The 17,209-nt window shown below is 59.7% G+C and carries 17 protein-coding genes; 10 read left to right on the forward strand and 7 right to left on the reverse strand.

The annotated features are described in order from the left end of the window. The first annotated feature begins 154 nt into the window (after positions 1–154). Positions 155–1,528 (forward strand): nucleotide 5'-monophosphate nucleosidase PpnN, encoded by a 1,374-nt coding sequence (gene ppnN / locus ACWR1S_RS05065; protein WP_103303432.1) that lies wholly within the window; start codon positions 155–157, stop codon positions 1,526–1,528. 184 nt (positions 1,529–1,712) lie between these two features. Here ppnN and ACWR1S_RS05070 read toward each other — a convergent pair whose 3' ends face one another. The 3 genes from ACWR1S_RS05070 to ACWR1S_RS05080 form a co-directional block, all read right to left on the reverse strand. Then, positions 1,713–3,140: an FAD/NAD(P)-binding protein gene (locus ACWR1S_RS05070; RefSeq protein WP_454562657.1), complete on the reverse strand. Its 1,428-nt coding sequence runs from the start codon at positions 3,138–3,140 to the stop codon at positions 1,713–1,715. A gap of 153 nt (positions 3,141–3,293) precedes the next feature. Continuing rightward, positions 3,294–3,608 (reverse strand): hypothetical protein, encoded by a 315-nt coding sequence (locus ACWR1S_RS05075; protein ID WP_454562658.1) that lies wholly within the window; start codon positions 3,606–3,608, stop codon positions 3,294–3,296. A gap of 125 nt (positions 3,609–3,733) precedes the next feature. Beyond that, positions 3,734–4,297, reverse strand: a complete 564-nt coding sequence (locus ACWR1S_RS05080) for a helix-turn-helix domain-containing protein (RefSeq protein ID WP_160057355.1) — start codon at positions 4,295–4,297, stop codon at positions 3,734–3,736. 85 nt (positions 4,298–4,382) lie between these two features. Between ACWR1S_RS05080 and ACWR1S_RS05085 the strand changes: the two genes are divergently transcribed. From ACWR1S_RS05085 to ACWR1S_RS05115, 7 genes are all read left to right on the forward strand, one after another. Then, positions 4,383–5,324 (forward strand): DMT family transporter, encoded by a 942-nt coding sequence (locus tag ACWR1S_RS05085; protein WP_454562659.1) that lies wholly within the window; start codon positions 4,383–4,385, stop codon positions 5,322–5,324. A gap of 248 nt (positions 5,325–5,572) precedes the next feature. Then, complete coding sequence (locus tag ACWR1S_RS05090; RefSeq protein ID WP_454562660.1) at positions 5,573–8,491, forward strand: monovalent cation/H+ antiporter subunit A; 2,919 nt, start codon at positions 5,573–5,575, stop codon at positions 8,489–8,491. Then, positions 8,491–8,835 carry a Na+/H+ antiporter subunit C gene (locus tag ACWR1S_RS05095; protein WP_007910763.1) on the forward strand — a complete coding sequence of 115 codons (345 nt, stop codon included), beginning with the start codon at positions 8,491–8,493 and terminating at the stop codon, positions 8,833–8,835. The genes ACWR1S_RS05090 and ACWR1S_RS05095 overlap by 1 nt, the downstream gene beginning before the upstream one ends. Further along, complete coding sequence (locus ACWR1S_RS05100; protein WP_454562661.1) at positions 8,832–10,511, forward strand: monovalent cation/H+ antiporter subunit D; 1,680 nt, start codon at positions 8,832–8,834, stop codon at positions 10,509–10,511. Before ACWR1S_RS05095 ends, ACWR1S_RS05100 begins: the two co-directional genes overlap by 4 nt. Further along, entirely contained in the window at positions 10,508–10,996 is a 489-nt protein-coding gene (locus tag ACWR1S_RS05105) for a Na+/H+ antiporter subunit E (protein ID WP_454562662.1), read from the forward strand. Before ACWR1S_RS05100 ends, ACWR1S_RS05105 begins: the two co-directional genes overlap by 4 nt. Next, complete coding sequence (locus ACWR1S_RS05110) at positions 10,993–11,271, forward strand: K+/H+ antiporter subunit F (RefSeq protein ID WP_007910754.1); 279 nt, start codon at positions 10,993–10,995, stop codon at positions 11,269–11,271. Before ACWR1S_RS05105 ends, ACWR1S_RS05110 begins: the two co-directional genes overlap by 4 nt. Continuing rightward, on the forward strand, positions 11,268–11,630 hold the full coding sequence (locus ACWR1S_RS05115; RefSeq protein ID WP_007910752.1) for a Na+/H+ antiporter subunit G: 363 nt from the start codon (positions 11,268–11,270) through the stop codon (positions 11,628–11,630). The genes ACWR1S_RS05110 and ACWR1S_RS05115 overlap by 4 nt, the downstream gene beginning before the upstream one ends. Positions 11,631–11,787: 157 nt before the next feature. Here the strand turns inward: ACWR1S_RS05115 and ACWR1S_RS05120 are convergent, their stop codons facing one another. Next, a complete protein-coding gene (locus tag ACWR1S_RS05120; protein ID WP_212622368.1) occupies positions 11,788–12,228 on the reverse strand; it encodes a DUF3995 domain-containing protein in 441 nt (146 codons plus the stop codon). A 94-nt stretch (positions 12,229–12,322) separates the two neighbouring features. On the opposite strand from ACWR1S_RS05120, the gene ACWR1S_RS05125 reads away from it, so the two are divergent. Together ACWR1S_RS05125 and ACWR1S_RS05130 are read left to right on the forward strand one after the other, a co-directional pair. Next, positions 12,323–12,712, forward strand: a complete 390-nt coding sequence (locus tag ACWR1S_RS05125) for a DUF2946 domain-containing protein (RefSeq protein WP_016982997.1) — start codon at positions 12,323–12,325, stop codon at positions 12,710–12,712. 91 nt (positions 12,713–12,803) lie between these two features. Continuing rightward, positions 12,804–14,936, forward strand: coding sequence for a TonB-dependent receptor (locus tag ACWR1S_RS05130; RefSeq protein WP_454562663.1), 2,133 nt, complete (start codon positions 12,804–12,806; stop codon positions 14,934–14,936). A gap of 96 nt (positions 14,937–15,032) precedes the next feature. Here ACWR1S_RS05130 and ACWR1S_RS05135 read toward each other — a convergent pair whose 3' ends face one another. The 3 genes from ACWR1S_RS05135 to ACWR1S_RS05145 form a co-directional block, all read right to left on the reverse strand. Beyond that, positions 15,033–16,049, reverse strand: a complete 1,017-nt coding sequence (locus ACWR1S_RS05135) for an ABC transporter substrate-binding protein (RefSeq protein WP_454562664.1) — start codon at positions 16,047–16,049, stop codon at positions 15,033–15,035. Between the two features lie 127 nt (positions 16,050–16,176). Further along, positions 16,177–16,374: a hypothetical protein gene (locus ACWR1S_RS05140; RefSeq protein ID WP_242206337.1), complete on the reverse strand. Its 198-nt coding sequence runs from the start codon at positions 16,372–16,374 to the stop codon at positions 16,177–16,179. Beyond that, positions 16,371–16,841 carry a hypothetical protein gene (locus ACWR1S_RS05145; RefSeq protein WP_016982993.1) on the reverse strand — a complete coding sequence of 157 codons (471 nt, stop codon included), beginning with the start codon at positions 16,839–16,841 and terminating at the stop codon, positions 16,371–16,373. The genes ACWR1S_RS05140 and ACWR1S_RS05145 overlap by 4 nt, the downstream gene beginning before the upstream one ends. Between the last annotated feature and the right edge of the window lie 368 nt (positions 16,842–17,209).

Here is a 17,209-nt window from a genome sequence, read left to right on the forward strand (position 1 = left end):
ACGGATTTAGCTATGCTGGGGCTCCTTTTCATCATTTCCGCGTCCAACGGGGACATGGCGGTACAGCGCAGATCGTGCCATCTTCATTCTTGGATACACACTATTCGGATGCCATCGCCTAGTCTTGAGATGACATCGTTTTAAGGATCATTGCATGACCCAACGACACGTAATCAATGCCTCGGTCAGCCCGAAAGGCAGCCTGGAAACCCTTTCTCAACGTGAAGTCCAGCAACTGAGCGAAGCAGGATCCGGCAGCACTTACACCCTCTTCCGCCAGTGCGCCCTGGCCATTCTCAACACCGGCGCCCATGTCGACAACGCCAAGACCATCCTCGAAGCCTACAAGGACTTCGAAATCCGCATTCACCAACAGGACCGCGGCGTACGCCTGGAGCTGCTGAACGCTCCGGCCGATGCCTTCGTCGACGGCGAGATGATCGCCAGCACCCGCGAAATGCTCTTCAGCGCCCTGCGCGACATTGTCTACACCGAAAACGAACTCGACAGCCAACGCATCGACCTGAGCACCTCGCAAGGCATCAGCGACTACGTTTTCCACCTGCTGCGCAATGCGCGCACTTTGCGTCCGGGCGTCGAGCCGAAAATCGTCGTGTGCTGGGGCGGTCACTCGATCAACACTGAAGAATACAAATACACCAAGAAAGTCGGCCACGAACTCGGCCTGCGCAGCCTCGACATCTGCACCGGCTGCGGCCCTGGCGTGATGAAAGGCCCGATGAAAGGCGCGACCATCGCCCACGCCAAACAGCGTATTCACGGCGGTCGTTATCTCGGCCTGACCGAGCCGGGCATCATCGCCGCCGAAGCGCCGAACCCGATCGTCAATGAGCTGGTGATCCTGCCGGACATCGAAAAACGTCTGGAAGCCTTCGTGCGTGTCGGCCACGGCATCATCATCTTCCCGGGCGGCGCCGGTACGGCTGAGGAATTCCTTTATTTGCTCGGCATCCTCATGCACCCGGACAATGAAGGGCTGCCATTCCCGGTTATCCTCACGGGGCCGAAACATGCCGCGCCGTATCTGGAACAACTCGACGCTTTCGTCATCGCCACCCTCGGCGAAGCGGCCAAGCAGCATTACGAAATCATCATCGACGACCCGGCCGAAGTGGCGCGGCAGATGACTCAGGGGCTGAAAGCGGTGAAGCAGTTCCGTCGCGAGCGCAACGACGCGTTCCACTTCAACTGGCTGCTGAAAATCGACGAAGGCTTCCAGCGTCCGTTCGATCCGACCCACGAAAACATGGCCAACCTGAAACTGCACCGCGACCAGCCACCGCACGAACTGGCGGCGAACCTGCGTCGGGCGTTTTCCGGCATTGTCGCTGGCAACGTCAAGGACAAAGGCATTCGCCTGATCGAAGAACACGGGCCATACCAGATCCGTGGTGATGCGGCGATCATGCAACCGCTCGATGCGCTGCTCAAAGCCTTCGTCGCCCAGCACCGGATGAAGTTGCCGGGTGGCGCGGCGTATGTGCCGTGTTATCGAGTGGTCGCGTAATATTTTAGCTACCACCTGACCTTGTAGGAGTGAGCCTGCTCGCGATAGCGATATATCAGTCACCTTTTTATTGACTGAACCACCGCTATCGCGAGCAGGCTCACTCCTACAGGTGCTGCGGTGTGGCACAAATGGTGTTTACAAACTGAATCCCCTGCTCGCGAAGAGGCCCGAAAGAACAACCTCAACCCACCAACCGCATCGCCAACGCCTTGGCCTGCAACGCCACATCCGTCACCGCCGTACTCTCCCACCACATCCCGCGTAACGGTGGTCCCATGGCAAACAATCGGCTAGCCGCACGCCCCTCGGCATCCAGTACCGCGCCATCCACTGCCGCCGCGATTCCCAATGCCAACGGCCCCGGCTGCACCAGACCACGCACCAGCAACTGCTGCGGCAACGGTCGCGCCACCCGGCGCCAGTCGTACTCGATGCCACTGGAATTGATCAGCGCGGCGCCCTGCACCACGCAGGTTTGCGACTCACCGCGACGTCGAATACGAATACTCACGTAACCTTCCGCACTCGGCTCCAGCCCTTTGAACGAAGCTGCCTGAATCCGCAATCGCCCTTCTTTGTGCAATCGCTCAACCAGCTTCGCGCTCAACGGCGGTGAACGGTGATGGTGGCTTTCCCACCACGGCCGCACATGCCGTACGAATTGTCGACGCTGCTGGTCAGTCGCCTGACTCCACAGCCGGGCTATGTGCACCCGCACCGTGTCCAGCGGCGCCTGCCAATCGATACCTTGTGCGATGGCTGCCCGGCATTGCCGACGCAATTCACGCAACAACTGTCGTGGCGTACGCAGGCTGTGATCGCTGCCAAGAAAGTCGATCCAAACCGGCGGTTGTCGGCGCACGTGGGGCAGCAAGCCATGTCGGGAAAAGACTTCGATCGGCCCGCGATGCCCGGCCTGCTCCAGCGAAACCACGGCATCGACCATGGTCAGGCCGGAGCCGATGATCATCACGGTGGATTGCGGATCGAGCTGGCGCATGGCCGCGACATCCCAGGGATCGAGGGCGGCGGCGTTGAGGCCACTGGAAGCTTTCTGCGGAGTTCGTGCGGCAGGGAACATTCCAGTCGCCAGCACTGCGCAGACTCCAGACAATGACTGACCATTGCTCAGCGTAAGCTGCACCGAATCGGCATCGACCTGCAGATCGACGACTTCCGCTCGAATGTGTTCAACGCTCGAACCATAACGCGCCCCGACAGTGCGCGCTTCGGCCAGACGCTGTTGCACATAGACACCAAACAAACCACGCGGCGGGAACAGTTCGCTGACCGGTACGTTCTGCTCTGCAGACTCCGGCCAGCCTCCGCCGGCAATGTGCTCGGTCAGCCATTGCGTCAGATCATCAGGATTATCCGGATCGACGCTCATGCGCGCCGCGTTGCCGTTGAGTGTGTGGCCCAGCTCGACTGCACTGTAGGCCTCGCCGCGTCCCAATTCATTACGCGGCTCAATGATCAGGACCTTGCGCCGGCCGGGTAGACGCAACAACTGCACCGCCAGCATCGTGCCGCTGAGGCCGCCGCCGATGATCAGAACGTCTGCAAAACGCAAAGAAACGGATGACTCCGTGTGGATCTGCTCACGCATAGCTTTTTACTAAGAGGCGTTATTCAGGGTAACAGTATGCTAAATCGCTCCTCTTATCAGCTGGTTTTGCTTAACACTCGGGAGGGATCAAAGCCCGACTGGTAGACCAGACGGGCGGCTCTACCTGAACTCAACTATTTTTACGTTGAGGTTCTAAGCGATCTTGTACAAAGCTTCCATCGAAGGGTATGGATTTCCGAGTTGACCGTCAAAGAAGATGTAGTAAAACGGGGTGTCGATGTTGCCTGAATATTTCAGTAAAACCTCCCTGGAGATGGCTAATACACCCCCCTCCGCCGTCATCGTTGCCGTTCCCAGCTTTGCTCCATCCTTTCCGATGTAGACGTCAGCCACGTCGCCAGGTAACGGACGTTCCACAGGAGGAATAATCGCAGTCGCGGATTCACCAATGTCCTTCAGGTTAATGACACCATCCACTGCTTCGTTGATTCTGAGTGCGTCAAGCATTTTGTAACTCCTTTTCAGATATCCAATGAAATTCACTGCGATTACATTGGAGTCGAACGGTGTTTGACCGTCTACTGTCAGAAATTACAGGTTCAAGCCACTATCCGACGAATGGTTGCCACCAATCAAATAACGACATTGCGCACAAACCGCGCCGCAACATCGCCATCATTGCGATAGGAGTGCGGCTGGTTACTGGCAAACATGAAAAACTCCCCAGTACCGATGTGCTGCGGCTGATCGCCGAGCATCAGCGTCAGGCATCCCTCAAACACGAAAATCTGCTCGCTCCAGCCCTCGGCATCCGCTTGCGACGGGTAGACCTCGCCCGGTTGCAGGCACCATTCCCATTGCTCGACTTCGCGAGTGGCCGTGGCCTTGGAGAGCAGCACCGCTTTACTGCCGGGGATCGTTCCCGCCCATGCCACCTCGTTGATGCGGCTTGGATCACGGGCATCCGGCGCCTGGATCAGATCGCTGAACGCCACATCGAGCGCCTCGGCAACGCGATCAAGCGTGGTCAGGCTGACGTTCTTTTCGCCCGCCTCGATCGCCACCAGCATGCGTCGGCTGACCCCGGATTTTTCCGCCAGCGCGGTCTGGCTCATGTCGGCGGCATGGCGTAGACGTCGCACATTCAGGCTGACGTGTTGCAGGACGGACGCCCGTTGCGTTGAATCTTTGTGCACTATATTGCTCACTCGGTGAGGTTGGGCAGTATACTGCGCAACGTTGGGCGCATTGTGCGGCCTCCTTTTTATAGTGCGCAAGGTCATGACGTCGCAGAACAGCTCTCCCACTCCCCTACGTTTCTCTCGTTTCAGCAAAGCCGAGTGCGTGCTGGTGCTGATCACCATGGTCTGGGGCGGCACCTTTCTGTTGGTTCAGCATGCGATGACGGTCAGCGGGCCGATGTTTTTTGTCGGTCTGCGTTTTGCGGCGGCGGCTTGTATCGTGGCGCTGTTCTCTTGGCGGCATCTGCGCGAACTGACCCTGTTCGAACTCAAGGCCGGCGCGTTCATCGGCGTGGCGATCATGCTCGGTTACGGCTTGCAGACGGTCGGTTTGCAAACGATCCCGAGCAGTCAGTCGGCGTTCATCACCGCGTTGTATGTGCCGTTCGTGCCATTGCTGCAATGGCTGGTGCTCGGGCGGCGCCCCGGGTTGATGCCGAGCATCGGCATCATGCTGGCGTTTACCGGGCTGATGTTGCTGTCGGGGCCGTCCGGGGCTGCGCTGAATTTCAGTCCGGGTGAAATAGCCACGTTGATCAGCGCCATTGCGATCGCGGCCGAGATCATTCTGATCAGCACTTATGCCGGCCAGGTCGATGTGCGTCGAGTCACCGTCGTGCAACTGGCAACCACGTCCGTACTGTCGTTCCTGTTGGTAGTGCCGACCGGGGAAATGCTTCCGGATTTTTCCTGGACTCTGCTGGTGACCGCGCTGGGGCTGGGCGCAGCAAGTGCGGCGATTCAGGTGGCGATGAACTGGGCACAGAAGAGTGTTTCGCCAACCCGGGCGACATTGATCTACGCCGGTGAGCCGGTATGGGCCGGGATTGTCGGGCGGATTGCCGGGGAGCGGTTGCCGGCGATTGCGCTGGTGGGCGCGGGGTTGATTGTGGCGGCGGTGATTGTCAGTGAGTTGAAGACCAAGGGGAAGGTTGCCGAAGCCGAAGCCGAAGCCGAATTGGAGCGGGAAACGCAGGAATAAAGCTCCGAAATCTTCACAGTCTGAATTATTGCTATCGCGAGCAGGCTCACTCCTACACTTGAAATACGTTCCCCCTGTAGGAGTGAGCCTGCTCGCGATGAGGCCATCCCAAGCAACATCCATCTACCTGAAACAATGCCAAACAGAAAATTCCAGACTACTTTGTAGGATTCTGAGACATCCTGGCGGTTGGTGATCGGGGAGCTGGCACGTATGATGCTTCACAAACTTCCGCAGATTAGAAGCCTATGTCCCTGATAGTTCTACTGCTTCTGCCATTCATTGGCAGCTGTCTGGCAGCGGTGCTGCCACACAATGCGCGTAATACCGAATCCCTGCTGGCAGGTCTGGTCGCTTTGATCGGCACCGTTCAGGTCGCGATGTTGTACCCGCAAATTGCCCACGGCGGCGTGATCCGCGAAGAATTCATGTGGCTGCCCAGCCTCGGTCTGAACTTCGTTTTGCGCATGGACGGTTTCGCCTGGCTTTTCTCGATGCTCGTTCTCGGCATCGGCACCCTCGTCGCTTTATATGCCCGTTATTACATGTCGCCGGACGATCCGGTGCCGCGTTTCTTTGCCTTCTTCCTGGCGTTCATGGGCGCCATGCTCGGTCTGGTGATTTCGGGAAACCTGATTCAGATGGTGTTTTTCTGGGAGCTGACCAGTCTCTTTTCATTCCTGTTGATCGGCTATTGGCACCATCGCGCCGATGCTCGTCGCGGCGCTTACATGGCACTGATGGTCACCGGTGCCGGCGGGTTATGTCTGCTGGCGGGGGTCATGATTCTCGGCCATGTCGTCGGCAGCTATGACCTCGACAAGGTCCTGGCCGCCGGCGATCTAATTCGCGCACATGCCCTCTACCCTATTCTTTTACCCCTCATTCTTATCGGCGCACTCAGCAAAAGTGCGCAGTTCCCTTTCCACTTCTGGTTGCCGCACGCAATGGCGGCGCCGACACCGGTTTCTGCCTATCTGCATTCGGCAACCATGGTCAAAGCCGGGGTGTTCCTGCTCGCGCGTCTGTGGCCATCGCTGTCTGGCAGTGAAGAATGGTTCTACATCGTCAGCGGGGCCGGCGCGTGTACACTGTTGCTTGGCGCCTATTGCGCGATGTTCCAGAACGACCTCAAAGGTCTGCTCGCTTACTCGACTATCAGCCATCTCGGCTTGATCACCCTGTTGCTGGGCCTGAACAGTCCGCTGGCTGCCGTGGCGGCGGTGTTCCACATCCTCAACCACGCTACGTTCAAGGCTTCGCTGTTCATGGCCGCAGGCATCATCGACCATGAAAGCGGCACCCGCGATATCCGCAAACTCAGCGGCCTGATCAAACTGATTCCGTTCACCGCGACGCTGGCCATGGTTGCCAGCGCCTCGATGGCAGGCGTGCCGCTGCTTAACGGCTTTCTGTCGAAAGAAATGTTCTTCGCCGAAACCGTGTTCATCAACGCCACGGCGTGGGTTGAAGCGGCGCTGCCGATTGTCGCGACCATCGCCGGTACATTCAGCGTTGCCTACTCGCTGCGTTTCACCGTCGATGTGTTCTTCGGTCCGCCAGCCACTGATCTGCCGCACACCCCGCACGAACCGCCGCGCTGGATGCGGGCACCGGTAGAATTGCTGGTGTTCACTTGCTTGCTGGTGGGTATTTTCCCTGCGCAGATCGTCGGCCCGTTGCTCGCCGCCGCCGCGTTGCCCGTGGTTGGCGGCACGCTGCCGGAATACAGCCTGGCAATCTGGCACGGCCTGAACGCGCCGATGATCATGAGCCTGATCGCCATGTCCGGCGGCATCGTCGTCTACCTGTTGCTGCGCAACCAGTTCAAACTCGGCCGTTTCAAATACCCGCCGCTGGTAGGCCGCTTCAATGGCAAGCGCCTGTTCGAGCGCAGTCTGGTGGTGATGATGCGCATGGCCCGACGCGTCGAGCGGCGTCTGGGCACCAAGCGTCTGCAGATGCAATTGTTCCTGATGGTATTGGCGGCGGTACTTGCCGGCCTGATTCCGATGCTGCACAGCAGCCTGAGCTGGGGCGACCGGCCGAAGATTCCCGGATCGGTCGTTTTCGTGACTCTTTGGCTGCTGGCGATTGCCTGTGCCCTCGGCGCCGCGTGGCAGGCCAAGTATCACCGTCTCGCCGCCCTGACCATGGTCAGCGTCTGCGGCTTGATGACCTGCGTGACGTTCGTCTGGTTCTCCGCGCCCGACCTGGCGCTGACGCAACTGGCCGTCGAAGTGGTCACCACGGTGCTGATCCTGCTCGGCCTGCGCTGGTTGCCACGCCGTATCGAAGAAGTCTCGCCACTGCCAAGCAGCCTGCGCAAGGCGCGGATTCGTCGTCTGCGCGACTTGCTGCTGTCGATTGCCGTCGGCGGCGGCATGGCGCTGCTGTCCTACGCCATGCTCACGCGGCAGACGCCGAACGACATTTCCTCGTTCTATCTCAGCCGCGCCATGCCCGAAGGCGGCGGCAGCAACGTGGTCAACGTGATGCTGGTGGATTTCCGTGGCTTCGACACCCTCGGTGAAATCACCGTACTGGTCGCCGTGGCCCTGACCGTATTCGCCCTGCTGCGCCGCTTCCGCCCGCCGAAAGAAAGCCTGCAGCTGCCAGCCCAGCAACGCTTGCTGGCGCCGGACGTGGTCACCGACCTGGTCAACCCGCGTTCAGCGAGCGACACCGCACTCGGCTTCATGATGGTGCCGGCCGTGCTGGTGCGCCTGCTGTTGCCGATTGCCCTGGTGGTGTCGTTCTACCTGTTCATGCGCGGGCACAACCAACCGGGCGGCGGTTTTGTTGCCGGGCTGGTGATGTCGGTGGCGTTCATCCTGCAATACATGGTCGCCGGTACACAGTGGGTCGAGGCGCAAATGAGCCTGCGGCCGCTGCGCTGGATGGGCACCGGCTTACTCTTCGCCACCGCCACCGGCCTGGGCGCGATGGTCGCCGGTTATCCGTTCCTGACCACGCACACCTGGCATTTCACCTTGCCAGTGCTGGGTGACATCCATATCGCCAGCGCGCTGTTCTTCGACATTGGCGTGTATGGCGTAGTGGTCGGCTCGACGCTGCTGATCCTCACCGCCCTCGCCCACCAATCGGTGCGGGGTCACAAGACTGCATCGCTGCCAAAATCCGTCGCCAGCAAAGGAGCCGTCTGATGGAAGAAGTCATCGCAATCGCCATCGGCGTGCTCGCCGCGTCCGGCGTCTGGCTGATCCTGCGCCCACGGACGTTTCAGGTGGTCATGGGCCTGTGCCTGCTGTCGTATGGCGTCAACCTGTTCATCTTCAGCATGGGCAGCCTGTTCATCGGCAAGGAGCCGGTGATCAAGGATGGCGTCACGCAAGACTTGCTGCACTACACCGACCCGTTGCCACAGGCACTGGTACTCACCGCGATCGTCATCAGCTTCGCCATGACCGCGCTGTTCCTCGTCGTTCTGCTCGCCTCGCGCGGCCTGACCGGCACCGACCACGTCGACGGCCGGGAGCCTAAAGAATGATGGCGATGACTCACCTGATCGCCGCACCGATTCTGCTGCCGCTGCTGACCGCCGCCATCATGCTGATGCTCGGCGAACGGCACCGACCGCTGAAGGCGAAAATCAACCTGTTCTCCAGCCTCGTCGGCCTGTTCATTTCGGTGATGCTGCTGCAATGGACGCAAACCACTGGCGTGCCCGGTTCGATCGGCGTTTACCTGCCGGGCAACTGGCAGGCGCCGTTCGGCATTGTGCTGGTGGTCGATCGCCTGTCGGCGCTGATGCTGGTGCTGACCGGGATCATCGGCGTCAGCGCTTTGCTGTTTGCCATGGCCCGTTGGGACGGCGCCGGGTCGAGCTTCCACGCACTGTTCCAGATTCAGTTGATGGGCTTGTATGGCGCGTTCCTGACCGCTGACCTGTTCAATTTGTTCGTGTTCTTCGAAGTGTTGCTCGCCGCGTCCTATGGCCTGTTGTTGCACGGCTCGGGGCGGGCGCGGGGGTCATCGGGGGTGCATTACATTTCGATCAACCTGCTTGCCTCATCGCTGTTCCTGATTGGCGCCGCGCTGATCTATGGCGTGACAGGTACGCTGAACATGGCCGATCTGGCGCTGAAGATTCCGTTGGTGCCGGAAGCCGACCGTGGCTTGCTCCACGCCGGTGCGGGGATTCTCGCCGTCGCGTTCCTGGCCAAGGCCGGCATGTGGCCGCTGAACTTCTGGCTGGTGCCAGCCTACTCCTCGGCCAGTGCACCGGTGGCGGCGATGTTCGCGATCATGACCAAGGTCGGCGTCTACACCCTGCTGCGCCTGTGGACCCTTCTGTTCTCAGGCCAGGCGGGAGCGTCCGCGTTCTTTGGCGGCGACTGGCTGATCTACGGCGGCATGGCGACCATGGCCTGCGCGGCGCTGGCAATTCTCGCCGCACAACGCCTGGAGCGCATGGCCAGCCTGAGCATTCTGGTGTCGGCAGGGATTCTGTTGTCGGCAATCGGGTTCGCCCAACCGAACCTGATCGGCGCTGCGCTGTTCTATGTGGTCAGCTCGACGCTGGCACTGAGTGCGCTGTTCCTGCTGGCCGAGTTGATCGAACGCTCGCGCTCGGCCAACGAGATCCCCTTGGAAGACGAAAGCGAATTGCTGCCGCGCCCGCAGGAATCCTTGCAACCACCGAAAGGCATCAACCTTGATGACGAGCAGAAAGCCGTGGTCGGTCAGGTCATCCCGTGGACCATGGCGTTTCTCGGCCTGAGCTTCATCGCCTGCGCCCTGCTGATCATCGGCATGCCGCCGCTGTCCGGATTTATCGGCAAACTCAGCCTGATCGGCGCCTTGCTTAACCCTCTGGGCCTGGGCACGGGCGCGCCGATTTCCAACGCGGCCTGGGCGTTGCTGGCGCTGCTGATCCTCTCCGGGCTGGCGTCGTTGATGGCATTCTCGCGCCTCGGCATCCAGCGTTTCTGGACACCCGAAGAGCGCCCTTCACCCCTGCTGCGCAAACTTGAATGCGCGCCGATCTTCCTGCTGCTGGGGCTGAGCATCGTCCTGACCTTCAAGGCTGAACCCCTGCTGCGCTACACCCAGGCCACCGCCGACGCGCTGAACAACCCGCAGCAATACGTCATGGCAGTGCTCGGCACCCGTGCTGTGCCGAGTCCGGAAGCCAAAGCCGCGATGCTGGAGGTGCAGCCATGAACCGTGTGTTGCCTGCACCGTTGTTGTCGCTGGCACTGTGCGCCCTGTGGCTGACCCTGAACCTGTCGATCAGCCCGGGCAACCTTTTGCTCGGCGCGATATTGGGATTCGCTGCACCACTGATGATGCGCAAATTGCGTCCGAAACGCGCGCGCATTCGCCGGCCGGGGACGATCCTGCGGCTGTTCCTGGTCGTCGGTCGTGACGTGGTGATGTCCAATCTTATCGTCGCGTGGGGCGTGCTCAATGCGGGTCGTCGCCCGCCGCGTTCAGGCTTTGTCAAAGTGCCGCTGGAGCTGCGCGACGCCCACGGTCTGGCGACGCTGGCGATGATCTGCACGGTGGTGCCCGGCACGGTGTGGTCAGAACTGGCGCTGGATCGCAGCATTCTGTTGCTGCACGTCTGGGATCTGGATGACGAAGCGCAATTCATCGAGCACTTCAAGAGCACCTACGAGCGGCCGTTGATGGAGATTTTCGAATGAGCCCATTACTGTCGAACGCGATCCTGCTGACGCTGTTCCTGTTCTCGCTGGCGATGGTGCTGACGCTGGTGCGTCTGTTCAAAGGGCCGTCGGCGCAGGATCGGGTCTTGGCACTGGATTACCTGTACATCGTCGCCATGCTGATGATGCTGACCCTGGGCATTCGTTATTCCAGTGACACTTACTTCGAAGCGGCGCTGCTGATTGCGCTGTTCGGCTTCGTCGGCTCGTTTGCCCTGGCGAAATTCCTGCTGCGTGGCGAGGTGATCGAATGAATGCTGAACTGTCTCTGTGGATCGAGATTCCGGTGGCGATCCTGCTGGTGCTCAGCGGTCTATTTGCGTTGATCGGTGCGATCGGGCTTTTGCGCATGAAAGATTACTTCCAGCGCATGCACCCGCCGGCACTGGCTTCGACACTGGGCGCATGGTGTGTCGCACTGGCGTCGATCATCTGCTTTTCGGCGCTGAAATCCGGGCCGGTCATACATGCCTGGCTGATTCCGATTTTGCTGGCGATTACCGTACCGGTGACCACATTGCTGTTGGCGCGGGCGGCGTTGTTCCGCAAGCGCATGGCTGGGGATGATGTGCCGGCTGAGGTCAGTAGCCGCCGGACTGAAAGCGGCAGTTAGTCCAGAGTTTTCAGTGTCTGGACTGGCCCTTTCGCGAGCAGGCTCGCTCCCACAGGGTTTTGGGTGAAATCACACATCTGTGAACACCCAAAATCACTGTGGGAGCGAGCCTGCTCGCGAAGGGGCTAGCCAAGTCATCGCAAATTTCAGATCTGTTTCAAACCCACGCCACTGCCAGCAACCCTGCCCCCAACACCGCACACAACGGCGAATACACCCAAGTGTCCAGCCGCGCAAATCGCGAATCCTTCACTTCCTTGAAGAATCCGACCAGATTCGAATCACCAATCGCCCGGGCAAACATCAACAGCGCAATCGCGCTGATCACCCATTGCAGCGCCTTGTGCGTCACCGCCGGCACTCCCCAGCCAACCCGCATGCACACCAACGCCGCAATCACCAGCAACGCCGCCGCCACGATCAACGTGAGCCAGCCCGACGGCTTGAACGCCGGTCGCACCGTTGCGACAAATCCGCGCACTGGCACCTGCGGCACGACTACTGCCGCCGCCCATTGCCCACCCAACGCCCAATACACGTGCATCAAGGCGATCACCGCAAACGTTGTCACCAGCCATTGAGCCAACACAAAGGTCATGGTTGAAATCCTTGGAAAGGGATTTGAACAAACCATCCTAGTCGGATTTTTTTCAAGTGCACGACCGATCAGCGGTAAGGTAAAGTGCCGCCCCATGAAATTCTCCCGTTCCGATCGCTCACTGCTGGCCTGGATGCTCTATTGCTGCGTCCTGTTCAACGTGTTCGCCTGCAGCATCGGTCACGGACAAATGGTCGGCATGCAGCTGAACGGTATCGGCGGTCAGTTCTGTACAGTCGACCCGGCCACTCAAGCGCCGCTCGCCAGCAACCCCACCGAAGAACAACTGCCAACGCTGTCCAAAGCGTTTGGTTGCCCGCTGTGCTCGGTCGGCGGTGGCATGGGCCCGGCGTTCAACTCCAGCCTCACGCTGGCGATCCTGCCGGAACAACACAGCCCACCGCTGGCACCCATTGTCAGCGCCGACCTCCCTGCCCGCTTCACCTGGCCTTCGGCCAACCCCCGCGCCCCTCCGCTCGCCTGAGTGTCTCTACCTTTTGATTTGTCAGCCCACTGCGCCAACGCGCGGCGTTCGCCTGTGCGCTGGCTCCTAGACAAGCATTCAGGATTCAATGATGAAACAACTCACTCTACTGGCGAGCCTGTGCGGCTGCCTGTCCGTTAACGTCTGGGCGCAATCCACCGTGGATCTGGCGCCGATCACCATCGATGGCGAGTCCGGCGCAGAACCGGGCCTGAGCCTCGACCAATCCAGCGGCATGGCCTCACGCCTCGGCTTGAGCCTGCGTGACACACCGGCTTCGGTGGCCATCGCCAATCGCAACGATATCGAACGCCACGGCGCGCAGAACTTCCAGGACGCCGCCAACACCCTGCCCGGGGTCAACGCCAGCGCGCCGCCGGGCTTCGGCGGATTCGTCTCCTACCGTGGCTTCACCAGCAGCCAGATCACCCAGATGTTCAATGGCATCAACGTTTCCGGCGGCCTCGCCCGCCCCGTCGATTCGTGGATCTATGACCGCGTTGAACTGGTCGGCGGCCCGTCATCGCTGATCAATGGCGCAGGCTCAGTGGGCGGTTCGCTGAATTACGTGACCAAACTCGCCACCCGAGATGAACAGGCCGCTGAAGGGCGGGTCAGCTACGGCACCTACGACACCACCGAAACCGCGTTCGGCCTCAACCACGCCCTCACCGAGCCAGGCGCCGACGTGCAGCACTACGCGCGCCTCGACGTCAGCCACAACACCAGCAACGGCTACATCGACCGCCAGGAGCGCGATGCCTGGAGCGTGGCGTACTCGCTGCTCAGCGATCTCACGCCCGACCTGTCGCATACCCTCGCCCTCGAATATCAGGACGAACACGAAGACAGTCCTTACTGGGGCACGCCCGTACTCAATCCCAAGGCCGGCGAGTTGAAGATCGATAAACACAACCGCTTCAACAACTACAACGTCGAGGATGGGCGTTACGAGCAGCGGACGATCTGGGTACGCTCGATCATCGACTACCGGATCAACGACGACACCACCCTGCGCAACACGCTGTATCACCTCGACAGTCAGCGCGATTACCGCAACCTCGAAACCTACCAGTACAACGCCGACAACACGGCGGTTAATCGTTCTACTGCGTATCAGGTGCGCCATCAGGGCGAGCAGAACGGCAACCAGTTCGAACTGCGCCACGACAACACGCTGTTCGGTCTCGACACCACGTGGTCGGGGGGCTTCGAATACAAGGTCAATCAGACCACCAACTCGCCACTGAACGTCAAAGGTGCCAGCACGGTAGACCCGAACAATTATCGTCCGGGGCATTTCTACGACATCCCCGGCACCAACCCCAAGCTGATCAGCGACAAGACCAACGAGGTCACCACCAAGGCACTGTTCGTGGAAAACCGTTTGGCATTGACCGACAAACTGTCGCTGCTCACCGGCTTGCGCTATGACGATATTGACCTCGACGTGACCAACCATCGCACCGTGACCGCCGCCAACCCCAAGCACCTCAAGCGCAGTTGGGAGCCAGTCACCGGCCGCGCTGGCTTGACCTACCAGTTCATTCCGTCGGCCAACGTCTACGTGCAATACAGCACCGCCGCCGAGCAACCGAATGGCACGCAGGACTTCGACGTTTCGACCGGCAAGCAATGGGAGATCGGCAGCAAATTCGATTATCTGAACGGACGCGGCTCGGCGACGATTGCCGCCTACACGATTGAGCGAAAGGACTTCGCCGTGACGGATCCGCTGGACCCGACCAGCAGTATTCCGGTCGGCCAGCAGACCTCAAAAGGCATAGAAGTCGCCAGTTCGCTGCGGATCACTGACAAGCTATTGGCCGAAGGCAACTTCGCCTGGGTCGATGCGCAGTACGATGACTTCACCGAAAAAAATGCCGCTGGCGTGGTGGTGTCGCGCAAGGGCAACACGCCTACCAACGTGCCCGATCGAGTCGGCAATCTGTGGCTGACTTATGATTTTTCGCCGCAATGGCAAGGTGGGGTTGATGCGCGGTACGTCGCGTCGGTGTATGCGGACACGGCCAACACCATGACCGTGCCGTCGTACACCTTGTTCGGCAGTTACCTCAGCTACAAGGTTGATTCGCACACCACCGTGACCGGGCGCGTGCGTAACCTGACCAATGAGGTGTATGCCGAGTTTGCACATGTTTCGCCGGCGTATTACCTGGGCACACCGCGTACCTTCGAATTGGCGGTGATGACGAAATTTTAAGAGCTTCGCGAGCAAGCTCGCTCCCACAGTGTTGTGAACGACACATATCCATTGTGGGAGCGAGCTTGCTCGCGAAGAGGCCGGCCGCATCAACCCCTATTTCAAATCAGCCGAAACCTTCTCCGCCACATCCTTCGGCAACCAGGCCTGCCACACGTCCGGGTGCGCCTTCATGAATGCCACCGCCGCCTCCCGTGGCGCCGTGTGCTTCTCGCTCATCTCGGCCAACGCCTTGTTCAGCGGCTCGATCGGGAAATCCACTTTGCTGAAGAACTCGGCAATCTGCGGATATTGCTTATGGAACGGCGTAGACACGCCAATCGACAGCTTCGACGCCAGCGAGCGGGTCGGTTTGGGATTGGGATTATCGGCGTCAGTCAGGGTCTTCCACGCGTCGGCATCAAACGGCGGCTCTTCCAGTTGCACCAGTTTGAATTTGCCCAGCAGCGGCGTCGGCGACCAGTAGTAAAACAACACCGGTTTGCCACGACGAATCGATGAGCTGATCTCGGCATCCAGCGCCGCCCCCGAACCACTGCGGAAGTTGGTGTAATCATCCTGCAACCCATAAGCCGTCAACTTCTGCTTGTTGACCACTTCCGAGGTCCAGCCGATCGGGCTGTTGAGGAACCGCCCCTTGCTCGGGGTTTCCGGGTCCTTGAACACGTCCTTGTACTTTTTCAGATCACTGACGCTGCGCAGATCCGGTGCCAGCGGCTTGATGCCTTTGGCTGGGTCGCCCTTGATCACGTATTCCGGCACCCACCAGCCCTCGGTAGCGCCCTTGACCGTATCACCGAGGCTGACGACTTTGCCTTCGGCCTCGGCCTTGACCCACACAGGACTGCGCCCGGCCCACTCCTCGCCAATGACCTGAATGTCATTGTTGGCCAGTGCGGTTTCCAGCGTGATGGTGGTACCGGGCAAGGTGTCAGTCGGCAAGCCGTAACCCTTCTCGACGATGATCCGCAGGACATCGGTAATCAGGCTGCCGCTTTCCCAGTTCAGGTCGGCAAAATGGATCGGCGCCTGGGCGGCCGTCACCGATTGCGCTGATGTCAGCAAACCGAATGTGGCCACGCTGGCGGCCAGTAACCGTCGAAATCCGTTCATGCATTGCACCTCGTGCTGTTCACAGCAATGGCAGGATGGCCTGACAGAAGACCGCAAGCCTCTGAATACTCAGTCAACTGACTGTAGCCGAGGTTCCTGCTTTTTCCGGGCCATGCCCAGGACGAGGTTACGAATCAGACTTTTCCTGCAAGCTTTGCAGCTCACGTCTGACCATGCTGGCGTATTCCGCGGGACGTAACTGGTAGATCTGCGCAGCCACCCAGTTCAGCCAGGCGCCCTGCAATTCGGCCTTGGCGGTAAACAAACGCCGGGCCTCCTCGCGTGCAGTGTCGAGGTTTTGTGAATGAAAATCCGCGCGGCTCACTCGCTGGCCTTGAACGTCACCAGTTCGCCCTTGCGCCACTTGGCGGCTTTGGCGGTCACGGCTTTCAGGGTTTTGGTCAGGCCTTCCTGCAATTGCTGATGGGCGGCGAATACGGTCACCACGCTGTGGCCTTCCTTGAACAGGATCGCGTGCCCGTCAGCGGTGTCGACGAAGGCGTAATCGCCGAGTCCATAGACCGTGAGTTTGATTTCGCGAAAGCGGATATCCATCTTGCCACCTTCGCGGCTGGGCAAGACCGATGCACTGAAATGATCGCCGACCTTGAGCTTCAGCCCCGGTTTGTCATCGACCACCAAGGCACTTTCGGTGTCGATCTCGGCCACGTAAATGCCTTCGGCGTTCTGCTCGGTGATGTAAACAAAACGCGACTGGAACAGCTTGACCAGCTTTGCGCGCAAATCACCCAACACGAACAAAGCATGCATATCGAGATTACTGACTGCCAAAGAAACATCCCCACATCTGAAAAAACCGCACACGGAAAACGCGCACGGCAAATAAACGGCCAGGCCGATGTCACTGCCAAATAAATCAATAAAGCCCGAATCGAGCAGAGTGCTCATTCAACGCGAGGTTGCTAAGACTACTGGATTGTCACTCGCGAAACTCATCCCGATGTCGCCAAAACTTGAAGGAAAAATCCTCAGCGTCGGCAAGAGCAGTCTGACTACGAACTTTAGGGAAAATTCTCACGAAAAAAAGCACTTTTCCGACATATCGCTGGCGAAAAATTGCTTTAGATAAACCCTGTCGTCAACAGGTACTGGCGATTCTAGAGCAGCGATGCTCATTCCGACTACCCGAAACGGCCTGT

The sequence above is a fragment of the Pseudomonas sp. AIG genome (assembly GCF_977020205.1).

Bases quoted from the DNA above. Each gene is read 5' to 3' on its own strand.
- ppnN (WP_103303432.1), top strand. From the start codon at position 155: ATGACCCAACGACACGTAATCAATGCCTCGGTCAGCCCGAAAGGCAGC.
- ACWR1S_RS05105 (WP_454562662.1), top strand. From the start codon at position 10,508: ATGAACCGTGTGTTGCCTGCACCGTTGTTGTCGCTGGCACTGTGCGCC.
- ACWR1S_RS05110 (WP_007910754.1), top strand. From the start codon at position 10,993: ATGAGCCCATTACTGTCGAACGCGATCCTGCTGACGCTGTTCCTGTTC.
- ACWR1S_RS05100 (WP_454562661.1), top strand. From the start codon at position 8,832: ATGATGGCGATGACTCACCTGATCGCCGCACCGATTCTGCTGCCGCTG.
- ACWR1S_RS05090 (WP_454562660.1), top strand. From the start codon at position 5,573: ATGTCCCTGATAGTTCTACTGCTTCTGCCATTCATTGGCAGCTGTCTG.
- ACWR1S_RS05095 (WP_007910763.1), top strand. From the start codon at position 8,491: ATGGAAGAAGTCATCGCAATCGCCATCGGCGTGCTCGCCGCGTCCGGC.
- ACWR1S_RS05075 (WP_454562658.1), bottom strand. From the start codon at position 3,608: ATGCTTGACGCACTCAGAATCAACGAAGCAGTGGATGGTGTCATTAAC.
- ACWR1S_RS05085 (WP_454562659.1), top strand. From the start codon at position 4,383: ATGACGTCGCAGAACAGCTCTCCCACTCCCCTACGTTTCTCTCGTTTC.
- ACWR1S_RS05115 (WP_007910752.1), top strand. From the start codon at position 11,268: ATGAATGCTGAACTGTCTCTGTGGATCGAGATTCCGGTGGCGATCCTG.
- ACWR1S_RS05070 (WP_454562657.1), bottom strand. From the start codon at position 3,140: ATGCGTGAGCAGATCCACACGGAGTCATCCGTTTCTTTGCGTTTTGCA.
- ACWR1S_RS05120 (WP_212622368.1), bottom strand. From the start codon at position 12,228: ATGACCTTTGTGTTGGCTCAATGGCTGGTGACAACGTTTGCGGTGATC.
- ACWR1S_RS05135 (WP_454562664.1), bottom strand. From the start codon at position 16,049: ATGAACGGATTTCGACGGTTACTGGCCGCCAGCGTGGCCACATTCGGT.
- ACWR1S_RS05125 (WP_016982997.1), top strand. From the start codon at position 12,323: ATGAAATTCTCCCGTTCCGATCGCTCACTGCTGGCCTGGATGCTCTAT.
- ACWR1S_RS05130 (WP_454562663.1), top strand. From the start codon at position 12,804: ATGAAACAACTCACTCTACTGGCGAGCCTGTGCGGCTGCCTGTCCGTT.